General features: G+C 72.7%; 16 protein-coding genes. 5 read left to right on the top strand and 11 right to left on the bottom strand.

What is annotated here, in order from left to right; translation table 11 throughout:
- Positions 1–32: 32 nt before the first annotated feature.
- From SMA5143A_RS28980 to SMA5143A_RS28965, 4 genes are all read right to left on the bottom strand, one after another.
- Complete coding sequence (locus SMA5143A_RS28980) at positions 33–1,874, bottom strand: RICIN domain-containing protein (RefSeq protein WP_107465764.1); 1,842 nt, start codon at positions 1,872–1,874, stop codon at positions 33–35.
- Between the two features lie 535 nt (positions 1,875–2,409).
- Positions 2,410–2,787, bottom strand: a complete 378-nt coding sequence (locus SMA5143A_RS28975) for a hypothetical protein (RefSeq protein ID WP_055537770.1) — start codon at positions 2,785–2,787, stop codon at positions 2,410–2,412.
- 3 nt (positions 2,788–2,790) lie between these two features.
- Positions 2,791–3,039 (bottom strand): hypothetical protein, encoded by a 249-nt coding sequence (locus SMA5143A_RS28970; RefSeq protein ID WP_107465763.1) that lies wholly within the window; start codon positions 3,037–3,039, stop codon positions 2,791–2,793.
- Positions 3,040–3,169: 130 nt separating this feature from the next.
- Positions 3,170–5,413, bottom strand: coding sequence for a glycoside hydrolase family 9 protein (locus tag SMA5143A_RS28965; RefSeq protein ID WP_107465762.1), 2,244 nt, complete (start codon positions 5,411–5,413; stop codon positions 3,170–3,172).
- A 430-nt stretch (positions 5,414–5,843) separates the two neighbouring features.
- Here SMA5143A_RS28965 and SMA5143A_RS28960 point away from each other — a divergent pair, with 430 nt between their 5' ends.
- Positions 5,844–8,258, top strand: a complete 2,415-nt coding sequence (locus tag SMA5143A_RS28960; protein ID WP_181362054.1) for a SpoIIE family protein phosphatase — start codon at positions 5,844–5,846, stop codon at positions 8,256–8,258.
- Between the two features lie 189 nt (positions 8,259–8,447).
- On the top strand, positions 8,448–9,704 hold the full coding sequence (locus SMA5143A_RS28955; RefSeq protein ID WP_107465761.1) for an SLC13 family permease: 1,257 nt from the start codon (positions 8,448–8,450) through the stop codon (positions 9,702–9,704).
- 8 nt (positions 9,705–9,712) lie between these two features.
- Here SMA5143A_RS28955 and SMA5143A_RS28950 read toward each other — a convergent pair whose 3' ends face one another.
- Complete coding sequence (locus SMA5143A_RS28950; protein WP_107465760.1) at positions 9,713–10,630, bottom strand: helix-turn-helix domain-containing protein; 918 nt, start codon at positions 10,628–10,630, stop codon at positions 9,713–9,715.
- Between the two features lie 64 nt (positions 10,631–10,694).
- On the opposite strand from SMA5143A_RS28950, the gene SMA5143A_RS28945 reads away from it, so the two are divergent.
- On the top strand, positions 10,695–11,489 hold the full coding sequence (locus tag SMA5143A_RS28945) for a phytanoyl-CoA dioxygenase family protein (protein ID WP_107465759.1): 795 nt from the start codon (positions 10,695–10,697) through the stop codon (positions 11,487–11,489).
- Between the two features lie 48 nt (positions 11,490–11,537).
- Here the strand turns inward: SMA5143A_RS28945 and SMA5143A_RS28940 are convergent, their stop codons facing one another.
- The 5 genes from SMA5143A_RS28940 to SMA5143A_RS28920 all read right to left on the bottom strand — a co-directional run bounded on the left by SMA5143A_RS28940 (position 11,538) and on the right by SMA5143A_RS28920 (position 16,370).
- The gene (locus SMA5143A_RS28940) at positions 11,538–12,203 is read right to left on the bottom strand and encodes a response regulator transcription factor (protein WP_107465758.1); all 666 of its coding nucleotides are present in this window, start codon (positions 12,201–12,203) and stop codon (positions 11,538–11,540) included.
- Complete coding sequence (locus tag SMA5143A_RS28935; RefSeq protein ID WP_107465757.1) at positions 12,200–13,405, bottom strand: sensor histidine kinase; 1,206 nt, start codon at positions 13,403–13,405, stop codon at positions 12,200–12,202. The genes SMA5143A_RS28940 and SMA5143A_RS28935 overlap by 4 nt, the downstream gene beginning before the upstream one ends.
- A 114-nt stretch (positions 13,406–13,519) precedes the next feature.
- Entirely contained in the window at positions 13,520–14,668 is a 1,149-nt protein-coding gene (locus SMA5143A_RS28930; RefSeq protein WP_107465756.1) for an ABC transporter substrate-binding protein, read from the bottom strand.
- A 110-nt stretch (positions 14,669–14,778) separates the two neighbouring features.
- Entirely contained in the window at positions 14,779–15,369 is a 591-nt protein-coding gene (locus SMA5143A_RS28925; protein ID WP_107465755.1) for a flavoprotein, read from the bottom strand.
- A gap of 59 nt (positions 15,370–15,428) precedes the next feature.
- The gene (locus SMA5143A_RS28920; RefSeq protein WP_107465754.1) at positions 15,429–16,370 is read right to left on the bottom strand and encodes an LLM class flavin-dependent oxidoreductase; all 942 of its coding nucleotides are present in this window, start codon (positions 16,368–16,370) and stop codon (positions 15,429–15,431) included.
- 295 nt (positions 16,371–16,665) lie between these two features.
- Between SMA5143A_RS28920 and SMA5143A_RS28915 the strand changes: the two genes are divergently transcribed.
- Entirely contained in the window at positions 16,666–17,295 is a 630-nt protein-coding gene (locus SMA5143A_RS28915; protein WP_181362060.1) for a LysE family transporter, read from the top strand.
- Between the two features lie 125 nt (positions 17,296–17,420).
- On the top strand, positions 17,421–17,870 hold the full coding sequence (locus SMA5143A_RS28910) for a nitroreductase family deazaflavin-dependent oxidoreductase (protein ID WP_107465752.1): 450 nt from the start codon (positions 17,421–17,423) through the stop codon (positions 17,868–17,870).
- A gap of 83 nt (positions 17,871–17,953) precedes the next feature.
- On the opposite strand, the gene SMA5143A_RS28905 is transcribed toward SMA5143A_RS28910, so the two are convergent.
- The gene (locus tag SMA5143A_RS28905) at positions 17,954–18,982 is read right to left on the bottom strand and encodes a cation diffusion facilitator family transporter (protein WP_107465751.1); all 1,029 of its coding nucleotides are present in this window, start codon (positions 18,980–18,982) and stop codon (positions 17,954–17,956) included.
- Positions 18,983–19,259: the final 277 nt, after the last annotated feature.

Genomic DNA, 19,259 nt, shown 5'->3' with positions numbered 1-19,259 from the left:
CGAACGAACGGCCACGCGTCGCGCCGCCTCTTCTAGGCGTCGCCCCCCGGCAGTACCCCCGGCAGCAGGGTCGGCAGATTCGGCAGATGGAGCGTGGTGAGGGAGGGCCGGGTGTCGGAGTTCGCCTCCGATCCGGTCGGGGTGTCGTCGCCGACGGACATGATCGAGCCGTTCTGCTCGGCGTCCGGGGAGACTTCGGGCTCGGGCTCGTCCGACTTGTGCGCGTCCGGCGCCGGTGCCTTCTCCTTCGGCTCCTTCGTGACCGGCTCGGCCTCGGCGGTGGGCGCCTCGGAGCCGGAGACGGAGAGCGACTCGGGGCTGGCGGTGACGCCGTCGGTGAGCCAGCGCTGGGTGGTGGAGTCGTCCCGGCCCTTCACCACGACATCGGCCTTGGCGTCGGTCTCGGTCGGGGCGACAGCCAGCCCCTCGCCCCACCGGGGCAGCAACTCCCCCTGCACGGTGAAGTCGTAGCGCACGTCCTCGCCGCGCCGGGAGTCCTCGTCGGCGCAGGTGCCGAGCATGACGACACCGGCGTCCACCTGGGAGTCCAGGCACAGCTCCGGGTTGGCGACGCTGCGCAGCAGCCCGTCCTCCTCGTAGGACCACTTCTGGGTCCAGTCGGAGGAGCACACGGCGAGTTCCGTGGAGGCGCCCTTCACGGCCTTGCCGCCCTGGATGTCGAGGCACAGGTCGGCGGCCTGGTTGCGCAGCCGGGTCTGCTGGGGTGCCGTGGGGCGGCCTGCCTTCGCGGGCGGCGTCGGCGAGGCGCTGGTGCCGCTCTCGTCGCCGGTGTCGGGCGCCGTGGCGACACCGCCGCCGGCGCTGGTGGACGCGGCGGGGTCCGCACCGCTGCCGTCGTCGGACAGCAGGGCGGCACCGAGGATCGCGGCGAGCAGCGCACCGGAGGAGACGCCGACGGTGAGCAGGGCCCGGGGGGTGCGTGCCCCGGCGGTGATCCGGCGGCGCTGGGCGGGGATCTGGGAGAGCAGACGGTGCTTGCCACCGCCACCCGAGCGTCTGGAGTTCCCCTTGAAGGGCATCCGGCCGGGCCGGGAGTCGAGATAGCGCCGCGCGCCCCAGCCGAGCACGGCCTCGGCGATGACTCCACCGAGTCCGCCCTCGAAATGACTGAGCTGGTCTGCCGCGTAACGGCAGTAGCGGCACTCCAGCAGATGCTGCTGCACATCGGGGAGCAGGGCACCGCCGCGGCGAATCGGCACGTCCAGCAGGCGGTTGTAGAAGCGGCAGTCCTTGGAGGGAGCGAGTTCCCGGTGGGCGCGCACACAGCCCTCGCGGAATTTCTCGCGCGCCTGCTCCAGCATGACCGTCGCGCTGTCGGCGTCCAGCCCCAGCAGACCAGTGGGTATGGTTATCGTTTCGGCTTCTACCTCGGTGTGCCACAACAGGCACTGGGCGGCGGCCGGGAGAGCCTGGAAAGACCGCTCGACGAGCTTGCGATTTTCGGGCGTCATGGACTTCGCCGCCCGCATACCGCGGCCTCCTGCGGGTTTCCGCAGGTCCGGCAGAACGCCGGAGACGCCTTCCTCGGCGGACCACTCCTTGACGGTGTCCCGCGCGGCCACCAGCAGCCTGGGCCGCAGCGCGACACCCGACTCGCCCCGCATCAGCCCGTCGAACACCCGGTGGAAGGCGGTCGCGGTGACCATCGAGGCGACACTGGACCCCGAGGCGAGGCATATGACGGCGTAGTCGTACGTCGGCTGCCAGTGCCGGGCCATCAACAGGGCGGCGGGATCGCCGGTGCCGCCTTCCGGCCAGCCTCGCAGCCGGGCGGCGAGAGTCTCGTCGGACTCCCCGGGGACCGGTCCCGGCGCGGGCGCGTAGGCAGGGCGGGGAGGGTGGGGGGTGTGCACAGAGCGGGTTCCTTCCAAGGCACAAGATGGCACACGGAGTTGTGACCGCCGAAAAGGGCCCTGGATTGGTGCGTACCTTTTGGCGGGCGCCGGGAAAGCGGCCGGGGACTGAGCCGCACGATGGCCGTCGACCTTGAGCCTTTTGGACTCTTCGGTGGCCCGAAAAACCAAATGGCCTTTCAGGCCGGGCCCTTGCCCCTGCGCAGGAAGTTCACCCTTGCACAAGTTACTCGTGGCTAACAAGGCACTTGGACAACATCTGCATCACTAAAAGCAGGTCAGATGACCGGAACACCACGCTCCGATTCGCAGAACGAACCCTTCCGGTTCCCTGGTGGATTCGCGGTTCAAGCGCCCCGTGTGAACCACGCGCACGCCTCGGTGGCCTACGCACTCTCCCGGTGCGAGGAGGGATGGTTGTTGACTGAAAACGGCCGACTCGCTTGGGCCACGCGCGGAACGGCGGCTCTCCCGCGCGAAACGGGCCGCCGACCTTGTTCCTCCCGCCCTCGGTCGGCGGCCCCGGCGTTCCGCGTCAGATCTGCCAGGAGCGGAGGCAGTCCGCCGCCCCGTACACATCCGTCTTCCCGGAGATCAGATCGCGGGCGAGGTCCACGAGGGCACCGTAGGGCGGGTTGATACCGACACCGCTGACGAACATGTACGCGACGGCCGTGGCGCAGGCGAACCGCGCGTTGGCGGCCGGCAGGGGCTTGAGCACCGCCAGGGTGTGCAGCAGCGCTGCGGCCCGCCAGGCCGGGTCCGAGTCGACCCCGAGGCGTGGCGGGTCGACGCGGTGCCGGGCCACGGCGGCCACGAGGGCGGAGAAGTCGTTGATGGTGGGCTGCTCGGGCAGGACCTCTTCGTGTCGCTGGAGCAGCCAGGGCACGTCGATATGGATGACGGGAGCCATCGGTCAGACGGCCCGTCCCTCGACGGTGCGCGAGACGGGTTCGTCCTCGGGGAAGGCGGCGGCGAACTCGTCGGCGTGCGTGGTGAAGAACTGCCGGAAGGCCTCGGCCCCCTCTTTCAGCGCCCGGTGTCGCACGATGTCGGCCGCGGCCGCCTCCCGCACGAGCGCCTTCATCGACGTACCGCGTTCCTTGGCTATCTGCCGCAGGTCCTCTAGCTCGCGGTCGCTGAACTCCACATTCAGAGCTGGCATGCGCCAACGGTACCGCGCGGGTACTTACCCGTAAATATTCCCAGGTCAGTGGAGGTGCTCTGCGGTACCGATAAGGAACGGCCGGCACCCCGGAAGAGGGGTGCCGGCCGCCCGTGACCGGGTCAGGGGCTCAGGTCTGGTCCGCCACGAACGAGGCCATGCGGGCCAGCGCGGCGTTCCAGTTGATCGTGTGCTCGTTGGTCGACCAGGACTGGATGTCGTCGATGTAGCAGAACTGACCGACACAGCCCCGGAGTTTGCCCTGCGCGAAGGGGTCCTGGATCCCCGAGTTGGCGCCGCCCGCGAGGGTGCCCGCGGGCGGGTTCGGCTGGGCCGGGTCCAGCTGGTGGGCGTACCACCGGGCGTGCTGGTTGTGGGCGTTGGCCTCGCCGTATCCGGTGACGTACGAGATGTTGAGGGCGTTGCGGCCGAAGAGGTAGTCCATGCTCTGGAGCGCGCCCTCGCGGTACTTCGACGCCCCGGTGAGGTCGTACGCGGAGGCGATGACGACCGCGTTGTTGAGGATCTGGTGGTTGGAGCCCCAGTCGTAGAGGTTCTTGTCGGGGGCGTAGGGCAGGCCGTACGGGTGGTCCTGGAGCGTCGCCAGATAGCGGTCGGCGCCCTTGATCACGGACTGGCGGACCTTGTCCCGGCCGGGCAGCTTGTTCGGTACGAGCGCCAGGTCGAGGCGCCCGGCGGCGGCCGTCCGCGCCCAGTCGAAGCCGTTGGGCCCGAAGATTTCGGCCGTGTGCACCGGTGAGCCGAGGACGAAGTCGGCGTACTTCTTCTCGCCGGTGGTGAGGTAGAGCTGCGCGGCCGCCCAGTAGAACTCGTCGGCGACGTTGTTGTCGGCGTAGGTGCCACCGCCGGTGCCGTCGCTCTCGGAGGCGTACATCTCGGGGTGCGCCCGGGCCGCCTCCCAGGCGGTGCGGGCGGCGGCGAGGTTCTTCGCCGCGTAGGCACGGTCGAAGGGGCGGTAGAGGCGGGCCGCCTGGGCGGCGGTGGCCGCGAGGTTCAGGGTGGCCGCCGTGCTCGGCGGGTGCAGTTCGCGCTTCTGCGGGTCGTCGGCCGGCATCAGCGGCAGACCGGTCCACTGCTCGTCGTGGATCTTGTGGTGGGCCATGCCCGCGAGCGGCTTGCCCTGCGGCACCTGCATCTTCAGCAGGAAGTCCAGCTCCCAGCGGACCTCGTCGAGCAGGTCGGGGACCTTGTTGCCGCTCTCGGGGATGGCCAGCGAGCCGTCGCCCAGCTTGTCGGTCCGTCCGGTGCGGGCGTAAAGGGAGCGCTCGTACGTGCTCAGCACCTCCCAGGTGGAGATGCCACCGTTGACGACGTACTTGCCGTGGTCGCCGGCGTCGTACCAGCCGCCGGTGACGTCGAGGGTGTAGTCGCAGACGCCGGGCTGGCAGGGCACGTCGTCGTCGCCCTTGTTGGGGGCGGCGTTGAGGTGTCCGGCGGCGCGGCCGTAGCCGGGGCGCAGGTCGTCGCGGATCGCGATGCCGCTGCGCTGGGTGTAGTAGTACTTCAGCGAGTCGAGCCGGAGCTTGCGGTAGGCGCTCGGGTCGATGTCGAAGGGGCGGCTGGTCTCGCCGTCGACGACCAGCGTGAAGCCGGTGCCGCTCCTGCGGTAGGAGCCGAAGTCGATGGAGTGGACGTTCTGCCCGGAGGAGGCGTCCACACCGCGCGGGCGGGTGGAGCCGCGGGCGACCACGGAACCCGAGGCGTTCTTGAGCTGCCACGGCAGCTTCGCGGTGGCCTCGGTGACGAGGGTGGCGTTCTTCGGCCCGGCGGGCAGATAGGCGACCTGGTTGACGCGTACCCGTGGCCCGGTGTCGGGCTCGTAGACCTCCGGCGGCACCCCGCCGAGCAGGGACACGTCGTCCATGCAGAAGGTGAACGGGTCGGCGTTGCCGCCCACCTGGAAGCCGACCTGGCCCTGGGCGGTATCGACGGGTGAGGTGAAGGTGTACGAGTACCGGTCGCCCGAGACGTTGAGCTGCGGGCTCACCTCGAAGTAGGTGTCGTACGGCGCGACCTGGAGGCCGACGATCGCCCGCAGGACCTTGCCCTGGGGCACGCCGGAGGCGGAGAAGCTGAACCGGTAGGACTCGCCCTTGACCAGGGTGATGTCGTTCTGACCGACGGCGGCGTCCCAGCGGTTGGCGGTGCCGCCGGGTATCTCGGCGCACAGGCGGCCGTCGCTGAGGGCGGCGGTGACGTTGCCGGTGGTCCACCACGGGGCGGTGGTGGTGTCGAACGTGCCGTTCTTGACCTGTTCGACCTCCTCGGCCTGGGCGGACCCGGCGGGCAGCGCGGTCAGTGTCGCCGCGAGCAGGGTCGTCAGGGCGAGCAGGGTGGTTCTACGTCGTTTCACGTCTGGGCTCCTCGGGGGAGGTGGGGGCGCACAGCGGTGACACGTGGCGTGGGAGCGCTCCCAGATGCGGACGATGGCCAATGCTGTTCGAGACATGACAGCCCGTCAACGGTCCGGACGGAACGGGTTTTCCGACCGGGAGCGGAACGACCGGATCCACCGGCGGCGGAGCCGACCGTTCCGCACCCGACGGCCGGAAGCTCTCCGCGCCGCCGGGGCGAAGGCCCCCCACAAGCCATCACAACCGATCGCGACCGAACGGAATCGGGCAGAGTGCACCAGCGGTGTCAGGGGTCCCACATGCCTCTCTCGTCCGTATCGGCGCGACGACCCCCGCAGAATGCGGTTTCGAGTCCCCTTTCGCATCAGAACACATAGGCTTGAATTCACCCGTAAGCCCGTTCGGTCCGGCGGAATGGAACTCGCGACGATGAGGACCCGCAAGGTAACGCACGGTGACGAACCTGCGTATGCCCTGGACGGTGCCGCCACGGCGCGGGCGGTCCTGGACCGCGAAGGCCGCGTCGTCGAGTGGAACGAAGGAGCCGGACGCCTGCTGGGCCGGCCCGCGGCGGAGGTCCTCGGACGGCCCGCCGCCGAGCTGCTGGCCCCGGAGGCGTCCTATCTGCCACCCCCACCGGGCAGCCTCAGCTGGAGCGGCATGCTCGCGCTGCGTCACCGCGACGGACACACGGTGACGGTGTGGCTGCTCGCCCACCAGCGCGGGCCGAAGGACGGCGACGGCAGCGGCGGCTGGCTGGTTCTGTGCCCGCTGGACGACCCCGGCCCACTGGTCCGCGACGATCCGCTGGCCGCGGCGGTCATGGTCCAGTCCCCGTGCGCCATGGCGGTGTTCGACGACCGGCTGCGGCTGCGCGGCATCAACGACGTGATGGCCGACGCCGTGGGCATCCCCGAGAGGAAGCTCCGGGGACTGCACATGTCGGAGATCGTGGGCGGCCGGCAGGGCGAGAAACTGGAGGAGCACCTGCGCGAGGTCCTCGCCCTCGGCCGCCGCAAGGACGTGCAGACCTTCCTCAGGGCCGCCGACGAGAACCGCGCCCACGCCTGGTCGGCGGCGATCGCCCCGCTGTGCGACGACACCGGCAGGCCGATCGGGGTCTGCGTCACCGGGCACGACATCACCGAGCAGTACCTGGCCCGTCAGCGGCTCCAACTGGTGAACGAGGCGAGCATCCGCATCGGCACCACCCTCGACGTCCGGCGCACCGCCCAGGAACTGGCCGACGTGTGCGTCCCGGCCCTCGCCGACTTCGTCAGCGTCGACCTCATGCAGTCCCTGGACCACGGCGACGAACCCCACGAGGGCCCGCTGTCCGCGCCCTTCACCCTGCGCCGCACCGCCCACCAGTCGATCACCCCCGGCTGCCCCGAGGCGGTCGTCGAGCTCGGCCGGACCGACGTCTACCCGGCCACCTCGCCGCAGGCGGCCTCCCTGTCGGTGGGCCACACGATCGTCGCGACCGACCCCGCCAACACGCTCGTGGACTGGCTCGCCTGGGACCCGATACGCAGCGCGCGGGTCAAGGAACTGGGCGTCCACACCACCATGTCGGTGCCGATCCGGGCCCGCGGCACGACGCTCGGCGTGGCCGTCCTGACCCGCTTCAAACGCCTCGACCCGTTCACCCCGGACGACGAACTGCTGGCCGAGGAGGTCACGGCGCGGGCGGCCGTCTGCATCGACAACGCCCGCCGCTACTCCCGCGAGCGGGAGACCGCCCTCGCCCTCCAGCGCAGCCTCCTCCCCCAGACCCTGCCGCGCATGCCGGCCCTGGAGGCCGCCTCGCGCTACCTCCCGGCCGCTCAGGCCGGAGTGGGCGGCGACTGGTTCGACGTGATCCCGATGTCCGGGATGCGGGTCGCGATGGTCGTCGGCGACGTCGTCGGACACGGCGTCCAGGCCTCCGCCACCATGGGCCGGCTGCGCACCGCCGTCCGCACCCTCGCCGACGTCGACCTCGCCCCGGACGAACTGCTGACCCACCTCGACGACCTCGTCGTCCGGCTCTCCGAGGAGGCCGGCGGCGAGGGCGTGACCGGTGAGGTGGGCGCCACCTGCCTGTACGTCGTCTACGACCCGGTGACCCGGCGCTGCACCTTCGCCCGCGCCGGCCATCCGCCGCCCGTGGTGCTGGACCCGGACGGGCGGCCGATGGAGGTGCACGTGCCGTCGGGGCAGCCCCTCGGCCTCGGCGGACTGCCCTTCGAGTCCGCCGAACTCGAACTGCCCGAGGGCACCGTCATCGCCCTCTACACCGACGGGCTGATCGAGACCCGGGACCGCGACATCGACGCCGGTCAGGAGCTGCTCGCCGACGCCCTCTCCGGCCGCAGGGGGCCGCTGGACGACATCTGCCGTGAGGTCGTCCAGTCGCTGCTCCCCGCGGGCGGTGCCCCGGACGACGTGGCGCTGCTCCTGGCCCGCACGAGAGGGCTGAGGCCCACCCAGGTCGCGACCTGGTCGATCCCGGCCGACCCGGCGTTCGTCGCCCGCACCCGGCAGTACGTGCTCACGCAGATGGCGCTGTGGGGCATCAGCGAGGCCGCGTTCACGGCGGAGCTGGTGGTGAGCGAGCTGGTCACCAACGCCATCCGGCACGGCGCCCCTCCGATCCAGCTGCGGCTGATCCACGACGAGACCACCCTCATCTGCGAGGTCTCCGACGGCAGCGGCACCGCCCCGCACCTGCGCCGGGCGAAGACCTTCGACGAGGGCGGCCGCGGACTGCTGCTGGTCGCCCAGCTCACCCAGCGGTGGGGCAGCCGGCACACCGAGGACGGCAAGACGATCTGGGCGGAGCTGACCCTGTCGGAGGAGTGACGTCGGTCCCACGGGCATCCGGCGCAGCCGGAGAAACCGCACACGTCCGACCTGCGCTTTTCCGCCGGAACGGCCGCCGGGCCCGTCACCCGGAGCGCCCGTGGGAGCCGTACACCCGTTCGTCATGCGCTCGTCCACGGCGGTAATGTTCCTCAGTCGCCGTGCCGCCGAAGTCCCGAAAGTCCCCTTGTGAACACCGCCCTCGCCGAGGTCCTCTCCGTCGTCCTCCTCCTCGTGGTACTCGGCGCCGCGGTCGCCCGGCCGTTCGGGCTGCCGGAGGCCGTCGTCGCCGTACCGGCGGCCGGCCTGGCGGTCGCCACCGGCGCCGTCTCCCTCGACCACGCGCGGGACGAGGCCGAACTGCTCGGCCCCGTGCTCGGGTTCCTCGCGGCCGTGCTCGTGCTGGCCAAGCTGTGCGACGACGAAGGGCTGTTCAAGGCGTGCGGGGCGTGGATGGCGCGGGCCTCGGCGGGGCGTCCCCAGCGGCTGCTGGGCTCGACGTTCGTCCTGGCCTCCGGGATCACGGCGGTGCTGAGCCTGGACGCGACGATCGTGCTGCTCACCCCGGTGGTGTTCGCGACCGTCGCCCGGCTGGGCGCCCGCCCCAAGCCGCATGTGTACGCGACCGCGCATCTGTCGAACACCGCGTCGCTGCTGCTGCCCGTCTCCAATCTGACCAACCTGCTGGCGTTCACCGCGAGCGGGCTCACCTTCACCCGGTTCGCGCTGCTGATGGCGGCGCCCTGGGCGGTGGCGGTGGCCGCCGAGTACGTGGTGTTCCGGCGGTTCTTCGCGGACGACCTCCGTACGGCGACGTCGGTGGAGGAGACGGTCGAGCGGCCGCGGATGCCGATGTTCGCGCTGGTCACCGTCCTGTGCACGCTCGCCGGATTCGTGGTGACGTCGGCGCTCGGCATCGAGCCCGCGTGGGCGGCGCTGGCCGGTGCGCTGGTGCTGTCGGTGCGGGCGCTGGTGCGGCGCGGCACCACCCCGGTGGCCCTCTTCCGATCGATCTCGCTGCCGTTCCTGGCGTTCGTGCTGGCGCTGGCCGTCGTGGTGCGGGCGGTGGTCGACAACGGCCTCGCCGACGCGCTGGGCCGGGTGATGCCGTCCGGTTCGGGCCTTCTGGCGCTGCTCGGTGTCGCCGCGCTGGCCGCGCTGATCGCCAACGTCATCAACAACCTGCCGGCCGTCCTCGTCCTGGTGCCGCTGGCGGCGCCGCTCGGCACGGGCGCCGTCCTCGCCGTCCTCCTCGGCGTCAACATCGGCCCCAACCTCACCTACGCCGGGTCGCTGGCGACCCTGTTGTGGCGGCGCATCGTGCACCACCACGACCACGACGTGGACCTCGGCGAGTTCACCCGTCTGGGGCTGCTCACCGTCCCGGCGGCACTGGGTTCGGCCGTGGTGGCGCTGTGGCTGTCGCTGCGGGTGTTCGGCGGCTGAATCGCCCCTCAGCCGCCGTCCCTGAGCGTCTGCCGGTACGCGCCCGGCGGCACCCCGTAGCGCTGCCGGAACACCCGGCTGAAGTGGAACGGACTGCCGAACCCGGAGGCCGTGGCCACCCGCTCCACGGGCAGTTCGGTCGCCTCCAGGAGCCGCGCGGCGTGCAGCAGACGGGCGTGCAGCAGGGCGCGCATCGGGGAGTGGCCGACCTGCTCGGTGAAGAGGTGGGCGAATCGCGACGGGGAGAGCGCGACCCGCTCGGCGAGGGAGCGGACGGTGTACGGGGCGCCGGGATCCGCGGTGATCAGGTCCTGCGCGCGCCGGACCCTCGGGTCGGCATCCGACCGGTGGGGTTCCGCGCGGGCCGCGGTGAGCAGCACGATCTCCTCCAGCGAGCACAGGGCGAGTTCGCGGGCCGCGGTGCCGTGCGCCACGGCGACCTCGCCGTCCGCCGGGGCGCCGTCGGGTGGCGGAGGTGCGCCCTCCCCCGTCCAGCGGGCGTCGGCGAGCATCCGGCGGAAGGCGGCGTCCACGCGGTCGCGGCTGCCGTCGGGCGCCGGGGTGACGGCGTACACCCGGTCGCCGATCCCGTACGGCCGCAGCCACGCCGCCCAGGACGCCCTCGGCTGGCAGTGCGCCCACCAGAACGCCCAGTGCGCGGCGCCGGGTCCGACCGCGTAGTGCTGGGGCACGCCGGGCCCGAGGACGACCAGGTCGCCCGGGTGCGCGAGCGTCCCTGCCGCGCCCTGCCGGACGACTCCCCCGCCGCCCGTGGTCCAGGTGAACAGCCAACTGTCGGCGCCGTCCGGCCGGTGGACGGCGTAGGGCGGACGCTGGTCGAAACGGCCGATGATCACCTGGCCCGGTGGCGGTGACGGATCCGCGGGCGCAGCGGTCACGGACAGGTCGTCAGCACGCACAGGCATCCTCCCGAAAGGCGCTTCGACCTAGCGTGAAGCACATCGGACACCGGAGGGAAGGGACGCTCGGATGGCAGTCACAGGCAAGGTCGACTTCGAGGAGAACGGCTATCTGGTGGTGCGGGGTCTCTTCTCCCCCACCGAGATCGATCGGCTGTGCGAGCGGTTCACGGCGCTGCGGGCGGGCGGCCCGATCCCCGGGCACTTCCAGCCCCGCCCGCCGACGGCCGACGGACCGGCCGACCCGCTGCACACCCACCCGCGGGTGATGCACCCCCACCGCATAGACGACCTGTCCCTGCGGGTGCTCCTCGACGCGCGGCTGCGCGAGGTCCTGGAGGGGCTGCTCGGGGAGGAGGTCCTGGCCGCGCAGAGCATGTTCTACTTCAAGCCGCCGGGCGCCCGGGGGCAGGCGCTGCACCAGGACAACTTCTATCTGCGGGTGGAGCCCGGCACCTGTGTGGCCGCGTGGATCGCCTGCGATGTGATCGACCGCGAGAACGGCGGCCTGGAGGTCGTGCCGGGGACGCACCGCATGGACCTGTTCTGCCCGGAGGAGGCCGACGAGGAGCTGTCCTTCGTCCGCGAGTACGTTCCGCCGCCGCCCGGCCTCACGCCGGTGCCCGTCGACATGGCGCCGGGCGACGTGCTGTTCTTCAACGGCAGCCTGGTGCACGGCTCACAGCCCAACCGCACCACCGATCGCTTCCGGCGCTCCTTCATCGGCCACTACGTCGGCCGGTCCACCGAACGCATCGGGCGGTACTACGAGACGCTGACGATGAGCGGGGAGCCCGTCGCGCTGGCGGAGAGCGAGGGCGCGGGCCCCTGCGGCACGGAGTTCGAACCGGCGGGCGCCCACTGACGGGGCGACGGGGGTCGGCGGGCGGCGGGTGGCGGGTCGGGCGGCGGGTCAGCCGAGTTCCAGCAGCCCTCGCCGGACGGCCTCCGACACCGTGCTCGCCCGGTTCTCCGTGCCCAGCTTGCGGTAGATGCGGACCAGGTGGGTCTTGACCGTGGCCTCGGTGAGGTGCAGGGCTGCGGCGATGGAGCGGTTGCTGCCGCCCCGCGCCAGCAGCCGCACGACCTGGATCTCCCGCTCGCTGAGGGAGGCCCCCGGATCGGCCAGGGGACCGGCGAGGTGTCCCGCCACCTCCGGGGCGAGGCCCATCCCGCCCGCGGCGGCGGCGCGCACGGCACGGAACAGCTCCTCGGGCGGGCCCGCCTTGAGGATGTAGCCGCGGGCGCCCGCCTCCATCGCCCGCAGGACGTCGCCCTGGCCGCTGTAGCTCGTGAGGACGACCACGCGGGTCCGCTGGGTGCCGGCGACGATGCGGCGGGTCGCGTCGAGCCCGTTCAGCCGGTCGCCCGGGTCGGTGTCGCGCGTCAGCCGGAGGTCCATCAGGACGACGTCGGGGCGGAGCCGGGCCGCGAGGCGGACGGCTTCGGCGCCGTCGCCCGTCTCACCGACCACGTCGAAGCCGGGCTCGCCGGTGAGGAGGGCGCGCAGTCCGGCCCGGACGACGGTGTGGTCGTCGACGATCAGGACGCGGAGCGGGACGCGGGGGCTGTCGTTCACCGGCCGCCCGCCCGGCCGGCCAGAGCGGGGGCGCCGACCGGGAGGGTGGCGCGGGCGAGCGTGCCGCGTCCCGGGGCGCTGTCGAGGGTGAGCGTTCCGCCGAGGGCGCCGAGGCGCTGCCGGCCCGCGCTCAGCCCGTGGCCCCGGTCGCCGGGGCGGGCCGGTGCCGTCGCGGTGTCGAAGCCGACGCCGTCGTCCCGGACCTCGACGGTGACCGTGGCCTGTTCGCGGTGGTCGAGGGTGACCCACACATGGCGGGCGCGGGCGTGTTCGCAGGCGTTGGCCACCAGGCCCTGGGCGACGCGGAGCAGGGCGGCGGCCCGCTCGGCGGTCAGGTCCGCCGGGCGGCCCTCGGCGCGGAACACCACATGGGCCGGTGTGCTGGTGCGGCGGGCGCACAGAGAGCGCAGCGCGGTCCCGAGGTCGTCGTGCTCCAGGGCGGGCGGGGTGAGGTCGCGGATGATGGTGCGGGTCTCGGCGAGGTTGGCGCCGAGCGCGTCGGCGACCGCCCGGACCTGGGTCCGGGCGAGGTCGGGGCGGCGGTCCCAGTCGCGGTCGGCGGCCTGGAGGAGCATACGGCTGCCGGCGAGTTCCTGGGCGAGCGTGTCGTGCAGATCGCGGGCGATGCGGGCGCGTTCGGCGAGCCGTCCGGCCTCACGCTGGCCGCGCGCCAACTCCTCGCGGGTAAGGCGAAGTTCGTCGAGCATCCGCTGCTGGCGCCGGTAGAGGGCGACGGTCGCCCAGACCGCGGCGGCCGGCGGCGCGACCGGTTCCATGTCGAAGGTGCCGGTGGCGCGGGCCACGAAGAGGACGACCAGGGCCGTGATCACGCCGACCGCCGCCAGGGCCGCCCGCTCGCCGAACATCCTGAGCGCGAGGATCGCGAGCGGGACCGCGAGCCAGGTGTAGCCGCTGCCGTGCTCGGCGGGGACGGCCCAGGAGATCCAGCACCACAGAACCAGCAGCGTGCCCAGCCAGACGGGTCTGCCCCGCCGCCCCAGCCGCCCCCAGAAGGCGAGTCCGCCCACGTACCCGACGGCGAGCAGCACGGTCGGGGGGACGACGATCCAGCACAGCGCCGAGTTGAGGTCGACGAGGCGGACCAGACCGCCGATGACGACGGTCAGGAACACCAGGTCGGGCAGTCGTCCGGGCGACAGCAGACGGCGGCGTACGACGGTGGGGGCGGCGTTGGCGGGCACGGCGGTGGTTCCCTCCGCGACGGTCCTGGCCGGCGAACAGCCGGCCGATGTGGGGCGTTACTCGAGTGACCGTAGTGAAGGGTGAGGCCGCGCGGGCTGTTTTGAGTCAGCCGGTCACCGACCCGGGTGCAGGCCCAGGGAGCCGGGGGTCGGATCGCCCTTGACCTCGCCGAAGTACAGGGCGAAGGTCTGCTTCAGCCGTTCGACGGCGGCGCGGTCCTCCATGAAACGGGGGAAGCCGTCGACATGCGCGTCGGCGTACTCCCACACGGGCTTGAGTCCGCCGGCCGGGGTGACGTCCGTGCGGACGGACCAGCCGTTGAAGGAACCCCTCTGGCGCTCGGTGGACAGCGACCAGTTGAGGTACAGCTTGGCGGCGGTCGGGTGGGCGGCCTTCCGCAGGATCGCGGCGCGCTGGCCCCAGGCCATGAAGGGGTGCCCGTCGGCCACGGCCCACCGGGTGGGGGCGGTCGCGGGCGTGGTCAGCGAGCCGGCGCCGCCGACGCCGATGACCTTCTGCTTCCCGCTGACGGCGAGGCCCGGGGAGTGCGAGCCCCGGTTGAACTGCGGCTGCTGCGCGGCGAACCTCGCGATCCAGTCCCAGCCGTACGCCTGCTGGTAGAGGGAGAAGAGGTAGAGCACCGCGTCGTCGTCGTGCGGGTAGGAGGACGCGATGCGGCCCTTCCAGCGCGGATCGACCAGCTCGTAGGGGGACTTGGGCGCGTCGGCGCCGGCCGCGGCCACGTCGTACAGATAGCTGAAGCCGATGACCGACACGGCCGTCCACGCGCCGTCCGGGTCGCGGAAGGGCCGGTAGACCTTCGAGAACCCGGCGGGCCGGTACGGCAGCAGCTCGCCCCGGCGCTTCCAGCGGGTGAAGTCCTGGAGGGTCTGGAGCTGGACGACGTCGGGGACCAGGGTGTCGGTGGCGAGCTGGTTGTCGACGCGGACGTCGTGGTACTTGCTGTAGTCCACGACGACCGTGAGGTCGATGTCGGGGAAGCGGGCGCGGAACGCCTCGGCCGTGCCGTTCTGCTGGGTCGCGGTGTCGCCGCCCGCGTAGAGGACGAGCCTGCCGCCCTCGGCGACGGCGGCGCGGTACAGCTCGTCGAGCGACCGGGTCTCCTCGCCGCCGGCCGCCGCGGACCGGCTCGACGACGTCCCCGGGGCGGCGGCCCGGGCGGTGCCGCCGGCGACGAGTCCGCCGAGCGCGGCACCCGTCGAGGTGGTGAGGATGCGTCGTCGGCTGAGATTGCTGGCCATGGGGGGCACGGTCCTTTCCGCGGCTCTGAGTTCGTCGTGCCGCCGGGGCGGCGCCGTCAGTCTGCGGCCGGGGGAGAACCTGGCGCGTCGCCCGAAGGCCGGTGACCGGTTCAACCGTTCGGTTGAACGGGGTGGCCCTGTGTGTCCAGCAGGTCCAGCGCCCGCTCCCACCGGAACTCGGGGCGTTCGCCGTCGGATCGGACCTCACCGGCGTACGGGTCGCCGAACCGTACGCCCATGCCGCGCAGTCGTTCCAGGCTGGCGCGGTACGCCGGGTGGGCCGCCAGGGCCTCGGAGACGCAGGGCAGGACGGCGATGGGGACGCCGAGGCCGTACGCCTCGCAGAGGGTGCCGAGGGCGAGGGTGTCGGCCGTGCCCGCCGCCCACTTGTTGAGGGTGTTGAAGGTGGCGGGAGCGACCACGACCGCGTCCGGCGGCGGGAAGGGCCGCGGGTCGCCCGGGGAGCGCCAGGCGGAGCGGATGGGGCGGCCGGTCCGTGCCTCGACGGCCGCCGTGTCGAAGAACCCGCCCAGGGCGACGGGGGTCGCGAAGACCCCGACCTCCCAGCCCCGACGCTGTGCCGCCGCGATGAGTCTGTCGACCTCCACGGCGATCCCGGCGGCGCAGACGACGACGTAGAGGAAGGGCCGGTCGGTGGCGGGGGCCGGGCTCTGCCGGGTTCCGGGCGCGGTGTCGGTCATCCGTGGAACCCTACTGAACCGCCGTCAGCCGCCGGGCGCCCGTCGGCCCCTCCCTCCTCTCAGCCCGTGAGGGCGGTCACCCGCCGCATGACCTCCTTGCAGAAGGCGCCCACCCCGTCGGGGTCGTCGATGAACTGGTTCGGCTTGACGCAGAACGTCGTGAACCCCTGCTCCAGTTGTTCCGGCAGGGAGGCGAGGGCCGCGCCGAGGTCCGCCGGGGAGTGGTCGTCGGGGAAGACCGCCTGGGTGCCGCCGATCATCTCCAGCTCGGCGATGTCCCGGCCGGCCGCGGCCATGGCCTCCTTCAGCGCCTGGATGTCCGGCGGCGTGGGGCGGCCGAGCGGGTGGAAGCCATGGCCGTGGCGGACCAGGCGGCGCAGCACGGGGCCGTGCAGTCGCTGCCCTCCGAACCACAGCCGGGGTCCCTCGGGCCGGTAGGCCTTGGGCTCGAAGTACACGTCCCGGAACGGGTAGTGCTCGCTGTCGTGGGAGATCGGGGACGGCCCCCACGCCTTCGCCCAGACGGCGAGGTGTTCGTCGAGCAGTCGTCCCCGGCTGCCGAAGGGCACGCCGAGCGCGTCGTACTCGTCCTTGCTCCAGCTCACCGTGGGCTGCACCAGCAGCCGTCCCTCGCTGATGAGGTCGAGGGTGCCGAGTTCCCTGGCCATCAGCAGGGGGTGGCGCAGCGGGGCGAGCACCGCGGCGGCGGCGAGCCGCAGGCGCTCGGTGACGGAGGCGATCGCGGCGAGCAGGAGCAGGGAGTTGGGCCAGGGTGTGTACGGGTCCTGGTTGCCCGGGAGGGCGTAGTCGCGGGGGTTGCCCATGAGGCCGGCGGCCCCGGCGTCCGGGCCGAGCACGATGTGCTCGCTGACCATGACGGAGTCGAACCCGGCGTCCTCCGCCTCGCGCGCCCACCGTACGGCGGTGGGCAGATCGGCGCGGCCGCCGGTCAGCGTCCAGTTCTCGCTCAGCACAAGCAGCATGCGTGGTGCGGCGCCCATGACACTCCCCAGTTCGTTTGATTCCAAACAAGATAAGGAGGCCGGGATTCCCGGGTCAATACCTGTCCAGGTGGATACGTGTGCCGCCTGCGGCGGACGGCATCCGGTCCCGGTCCGGCGCCGCATCCGCCCCAGGCCCGGTGGGCGTAATTCGATTGCGTGGGCGGGGCGCCCGGCCCCAAGCTCTGCGCATGTCCATCACCGATGCCCTCCTGCCGCCCACCTCCGCCGCCGTTCGTCCGGTGCGGGGCCAGCAGCAGTCCGGCCGACCGTGGGGACCGACGCCGCCCCGGTCATGACGGCCGCGCTCGTCGCGGGGCTCCTCGCGGGCTATGGCATCGCCATCCCCGTCGGAGCGGTCGCGACCTATCTGGTCTCCCTCACCGCCCGTACGTCCCTGCGCACCGGCGCGTGCGCCGCGCTGGGCGTCGCGACCGCCGACGGGCTCTACGCCCTTCTCGCCGCCCTCGGCGGTACGGCGCTCGCGGTGGCCCTCCAGCCCGTGCTGGTGCCGTTGCGCTGGGCGTCCGCCCTGGTGCTCCTCGCGCTCGCGGTGCGCGGCGCGGTCACGGCCGTGCGCCAGTACCGCGCCCGGCTGCTGCCCGGCCGGCAGCAGCGGGACCCGGTGGGCCCGGTACGCGCGTACACCGCGCTCCTCGGGATCACCCTCCTGAACCCCACCACCGTCGTCTACTTCGCCGCGCTCGTCCTGGGCAGCCGCGCCACCGAGGCCGTAAGCCCACTGGAACAGGCGGTGTTCGTCCTCGCCGCTTTCCTCGCCTCCGCGAGCTGGCAACTGCTGCTGGCCGGTGGCGGTGCCCTGCTCGGCCGCGCGCTGACCGGGCACCGGGGGCGGCTGGCGACGGGACTCGTGTCGAGTGCCGTCATCGCGGTGCTGGCGGCACGCATGCTGCTGCCGTCCTGACCACCGGGTGGTCCGGGCGTGGGAACCGTTTCCGCGCCCGGACCGCCCGGTGAGGATGAAAACGGCGGGGGCGCGTGTTGACGACGGGGCGGTATCCGGACCCGACTGGAAAGGACTGTTGCCCCATGCCCCTTGAAGGCGAGTATGTGCCGAGCCCCACGCAATGGGTGCGCGACCAGGTGGAGTTGTACGAGAGCTCGGGTGGCACCGAGGGGACGACGCTGCTGGACACGGGGATGCCCGTCATCATCCTCACCACCCGCGGCGCGAAGAGCGGCAAGATCCGCAAGACCCCGCTGATGCGCGTGGAGCACGACGGGCGGTACGCGGTCGTGGCCTCGCAGGGCGGCGCGCCCAAGCACCCCGTCTGGTACCACAACGTCACGTCCGACCCCCACGTGGAACTCCAGGACGGCGGGAACCGGCAGGACATGACGGCACGTGAGGTCACCGGGGACGAGAAGGCCCTGTGGTGGGAGCGCGCGGTCGCCGCTTACCCGGCGTACGACGACTACCAGAAAAAGACCGACCGGGAGATACCGGTCTTCGTGCTGGAGCCGGTGACGGGCGCGTAGGAGAGGCCGGGGCGCCCGGTCGGCGGGGAGCAGAAATCCTCGGATCGACGCGCATGATCCCCCGGTCGCCGGGCAGCCGAGTCTCAGGCCCCGCCGCGTTCCCCCGTCGCGGCGGGGCTCTTCGCTGTCTTCGCGCCCCCCGCGGTCGGCTCCCCCTGCTCGGCCTGCCGAGCCCGCCGGGCGGCGCGGGCGTCCGTCACGTCGAGGAAGATCTGCTGGGCCTCGGGGACGATGTGGGCGATGGAGCGCTTGATGCGTACGGCGATCTCCTCGACCCGTTCGCTGTCGAGACCGGGCACGAGGTCCACACGGGCGGCCACCAGGGTGGAGTCCAGGCCGAGCTCCATGGTGAGCAGGGCCTCGACGCTGTCGATCTCGGGCTGCGCCTCCAGCAGGGCACGGATTTTATGGCTCGCCTCGGCGCCCGCCGCGCGCCCGATGAGCTGCTCGCGGGCGTCCCGGCCGAGCCAGAACGCCACGTACATGAGGAGGGCGCCGATCCCGAACGAGGCGAGCGCCTCCCAGAGCACCTGCCCCGTCACCATGTGCAGGGCCATCCCGGCGATCGCCAGGGTCACGCCCAGTACGGCGGTGCCGTCCTCGGCGACGACCGTCCGCAGCGCCGGGTCCCGCAGGCCGCCCGCGCCGCCCTGCGCACGCACCTGGTGCAGGGCGCGCAGCAGGGAGGCGCCCTCGGAGAGCAGGGCGACGCCGAGGACGGCGAGGCCGGCCACGTAACCGTCGTAGGAGTCCTCCGAGCCGCCGGTCAGGGCGTGGAAGCCCTGGAAGACGGAGAAGCAGCCACCCATGACGAAGATGCCGACGGCGGCGAGCAGGGACCAGAAGAAGCGTTCCTTGCCGTAGCCGAAGGGGTGCCGACTGTCCGCCGGGCGGCGGCTGCGGCGCAGCGCGGCGAGGAGGAAGACCTCGTTGAGGCTGTCGGCGACCGAGTGCGCGGCCTCGGAGAGGAGGGCCGGGGACCCGGCGAGGAGTCCTCCGATGGTCTTGGCGACGGCGATCACGAGGTTCGCGCCGAGCGCGACCAGGACGGTGACGCGGGTCCTGCGGTCGGCGCCGTCCGCGCCGCCCCGCCGCGGGGTCGGCTCACACAACTCGGCCGCACCGTCCCCGAGCCCGTCCCGCTGGTCGGGCCCAGCGCCGTCCGTGCGGCCCGGTCCGGGCTCCGGCCCTTCGAGCCCCGCCCGGTCCGCATCGCGCGGTGCGCGTTCCCGCCCTTCGAGCCCCGCCCCCTCCGCATCGCCCGGTGCGCCCTCCGGCCCCCCGAGCCCCGCCCGGTCCGCATCGCGCGGTGCGCGTTCCCGCCCTTCGAGCCCCGCCCCCTCCGCATCGCCCGGTGCGCGCTCCGACCCCCCGAGCCCCTTCCCGTCC

This window comes from Streptomyces sp. MA5143a (genome assembly GCF_900290235.1).
Lineage (GTDB): Bacteria > Actinomycetota > Actinomycetes > Streptomycetales > Streptomycetaceae > Streptomyces.
This window is presented reverse-complemented; position numbering and strand designations above follow the sequence as displayed.

Bases quoted from the DNA above. Each gene is read 5' to 3' on its own strand.
- SMA5143A_RS28920 (WP_107465754.1), bottom strand. From the start codon at position 16,370: ATGGGCGCCGCACCACGCATGCTGCTTGTGCTGAGCGAGAACTGGACG.
- SMA5143A_RS28915 (WP_181362060.1), top strand. From the start codon at position 16,666: ATGACGGCCGCGCTCGTCGCGGGGCTCCTCGCGGGCTATGGCATCGCC.
- SMA5143A_RS28945 (WP_107465759.1), top strand. From the start codon at position 10,695: ATGGCAGTCACAGGCAAGGTCGACTTCGAGGAGAACGGCTATCTGGTG.
- SMA5143A_RS28930 (WP_107465756.1), bottom strand. From the start codon at position 14,668: ATGGCCAGCAATCTCAGCCGACGACGCATCCTCACCACCTCGACGGGT.
- SMA5143A_RS28910 (WP_107465752.1), top strand. From the start codon at position 17,421: ATGCCCCTTGAAGGCGAGTATGTGCCGAGCCCCACGCAATGGGTGCGC.
- SMA5143A_RS28960 (WP_181362054.1), top strand. From the start codon at position 5,844: ATGAGGACCCGCAAGGTAACGCACGGTGACGAACCTGCGTATGCCCTG.
- SMA5143A_RS28975 (WP_055537770.1), bottom strand. From the start codon at position 2,787: ATGGCTCCCGTCATCCATATCGACGTGCCCTGGCTGCTCCAGCGACAC.
- SMA5143A_RS28970 (WP_107465763.1), bottom strand. From the start codon at position 3,039: ATGCCAGCTCTGAATGTGGAGTTCAGCGACCGCGAGCTAGAGGACCTG.
- SMA5143A_RS28950 (WP_107465760.1), bottom strand. From the start codon at position 10,630: ATGCCTGTGCGTGCTGACGACCTGTCCGTGACCGCTGCGCCCGCGGAT.
- SMA5143A_RS28925 (WP_107465755.1), bottom strand. From the start codon at position 15,369: ATGACCGACACCGCGCCCGGAACCCGGCAGAGCCCGGCCCCCGCCACC.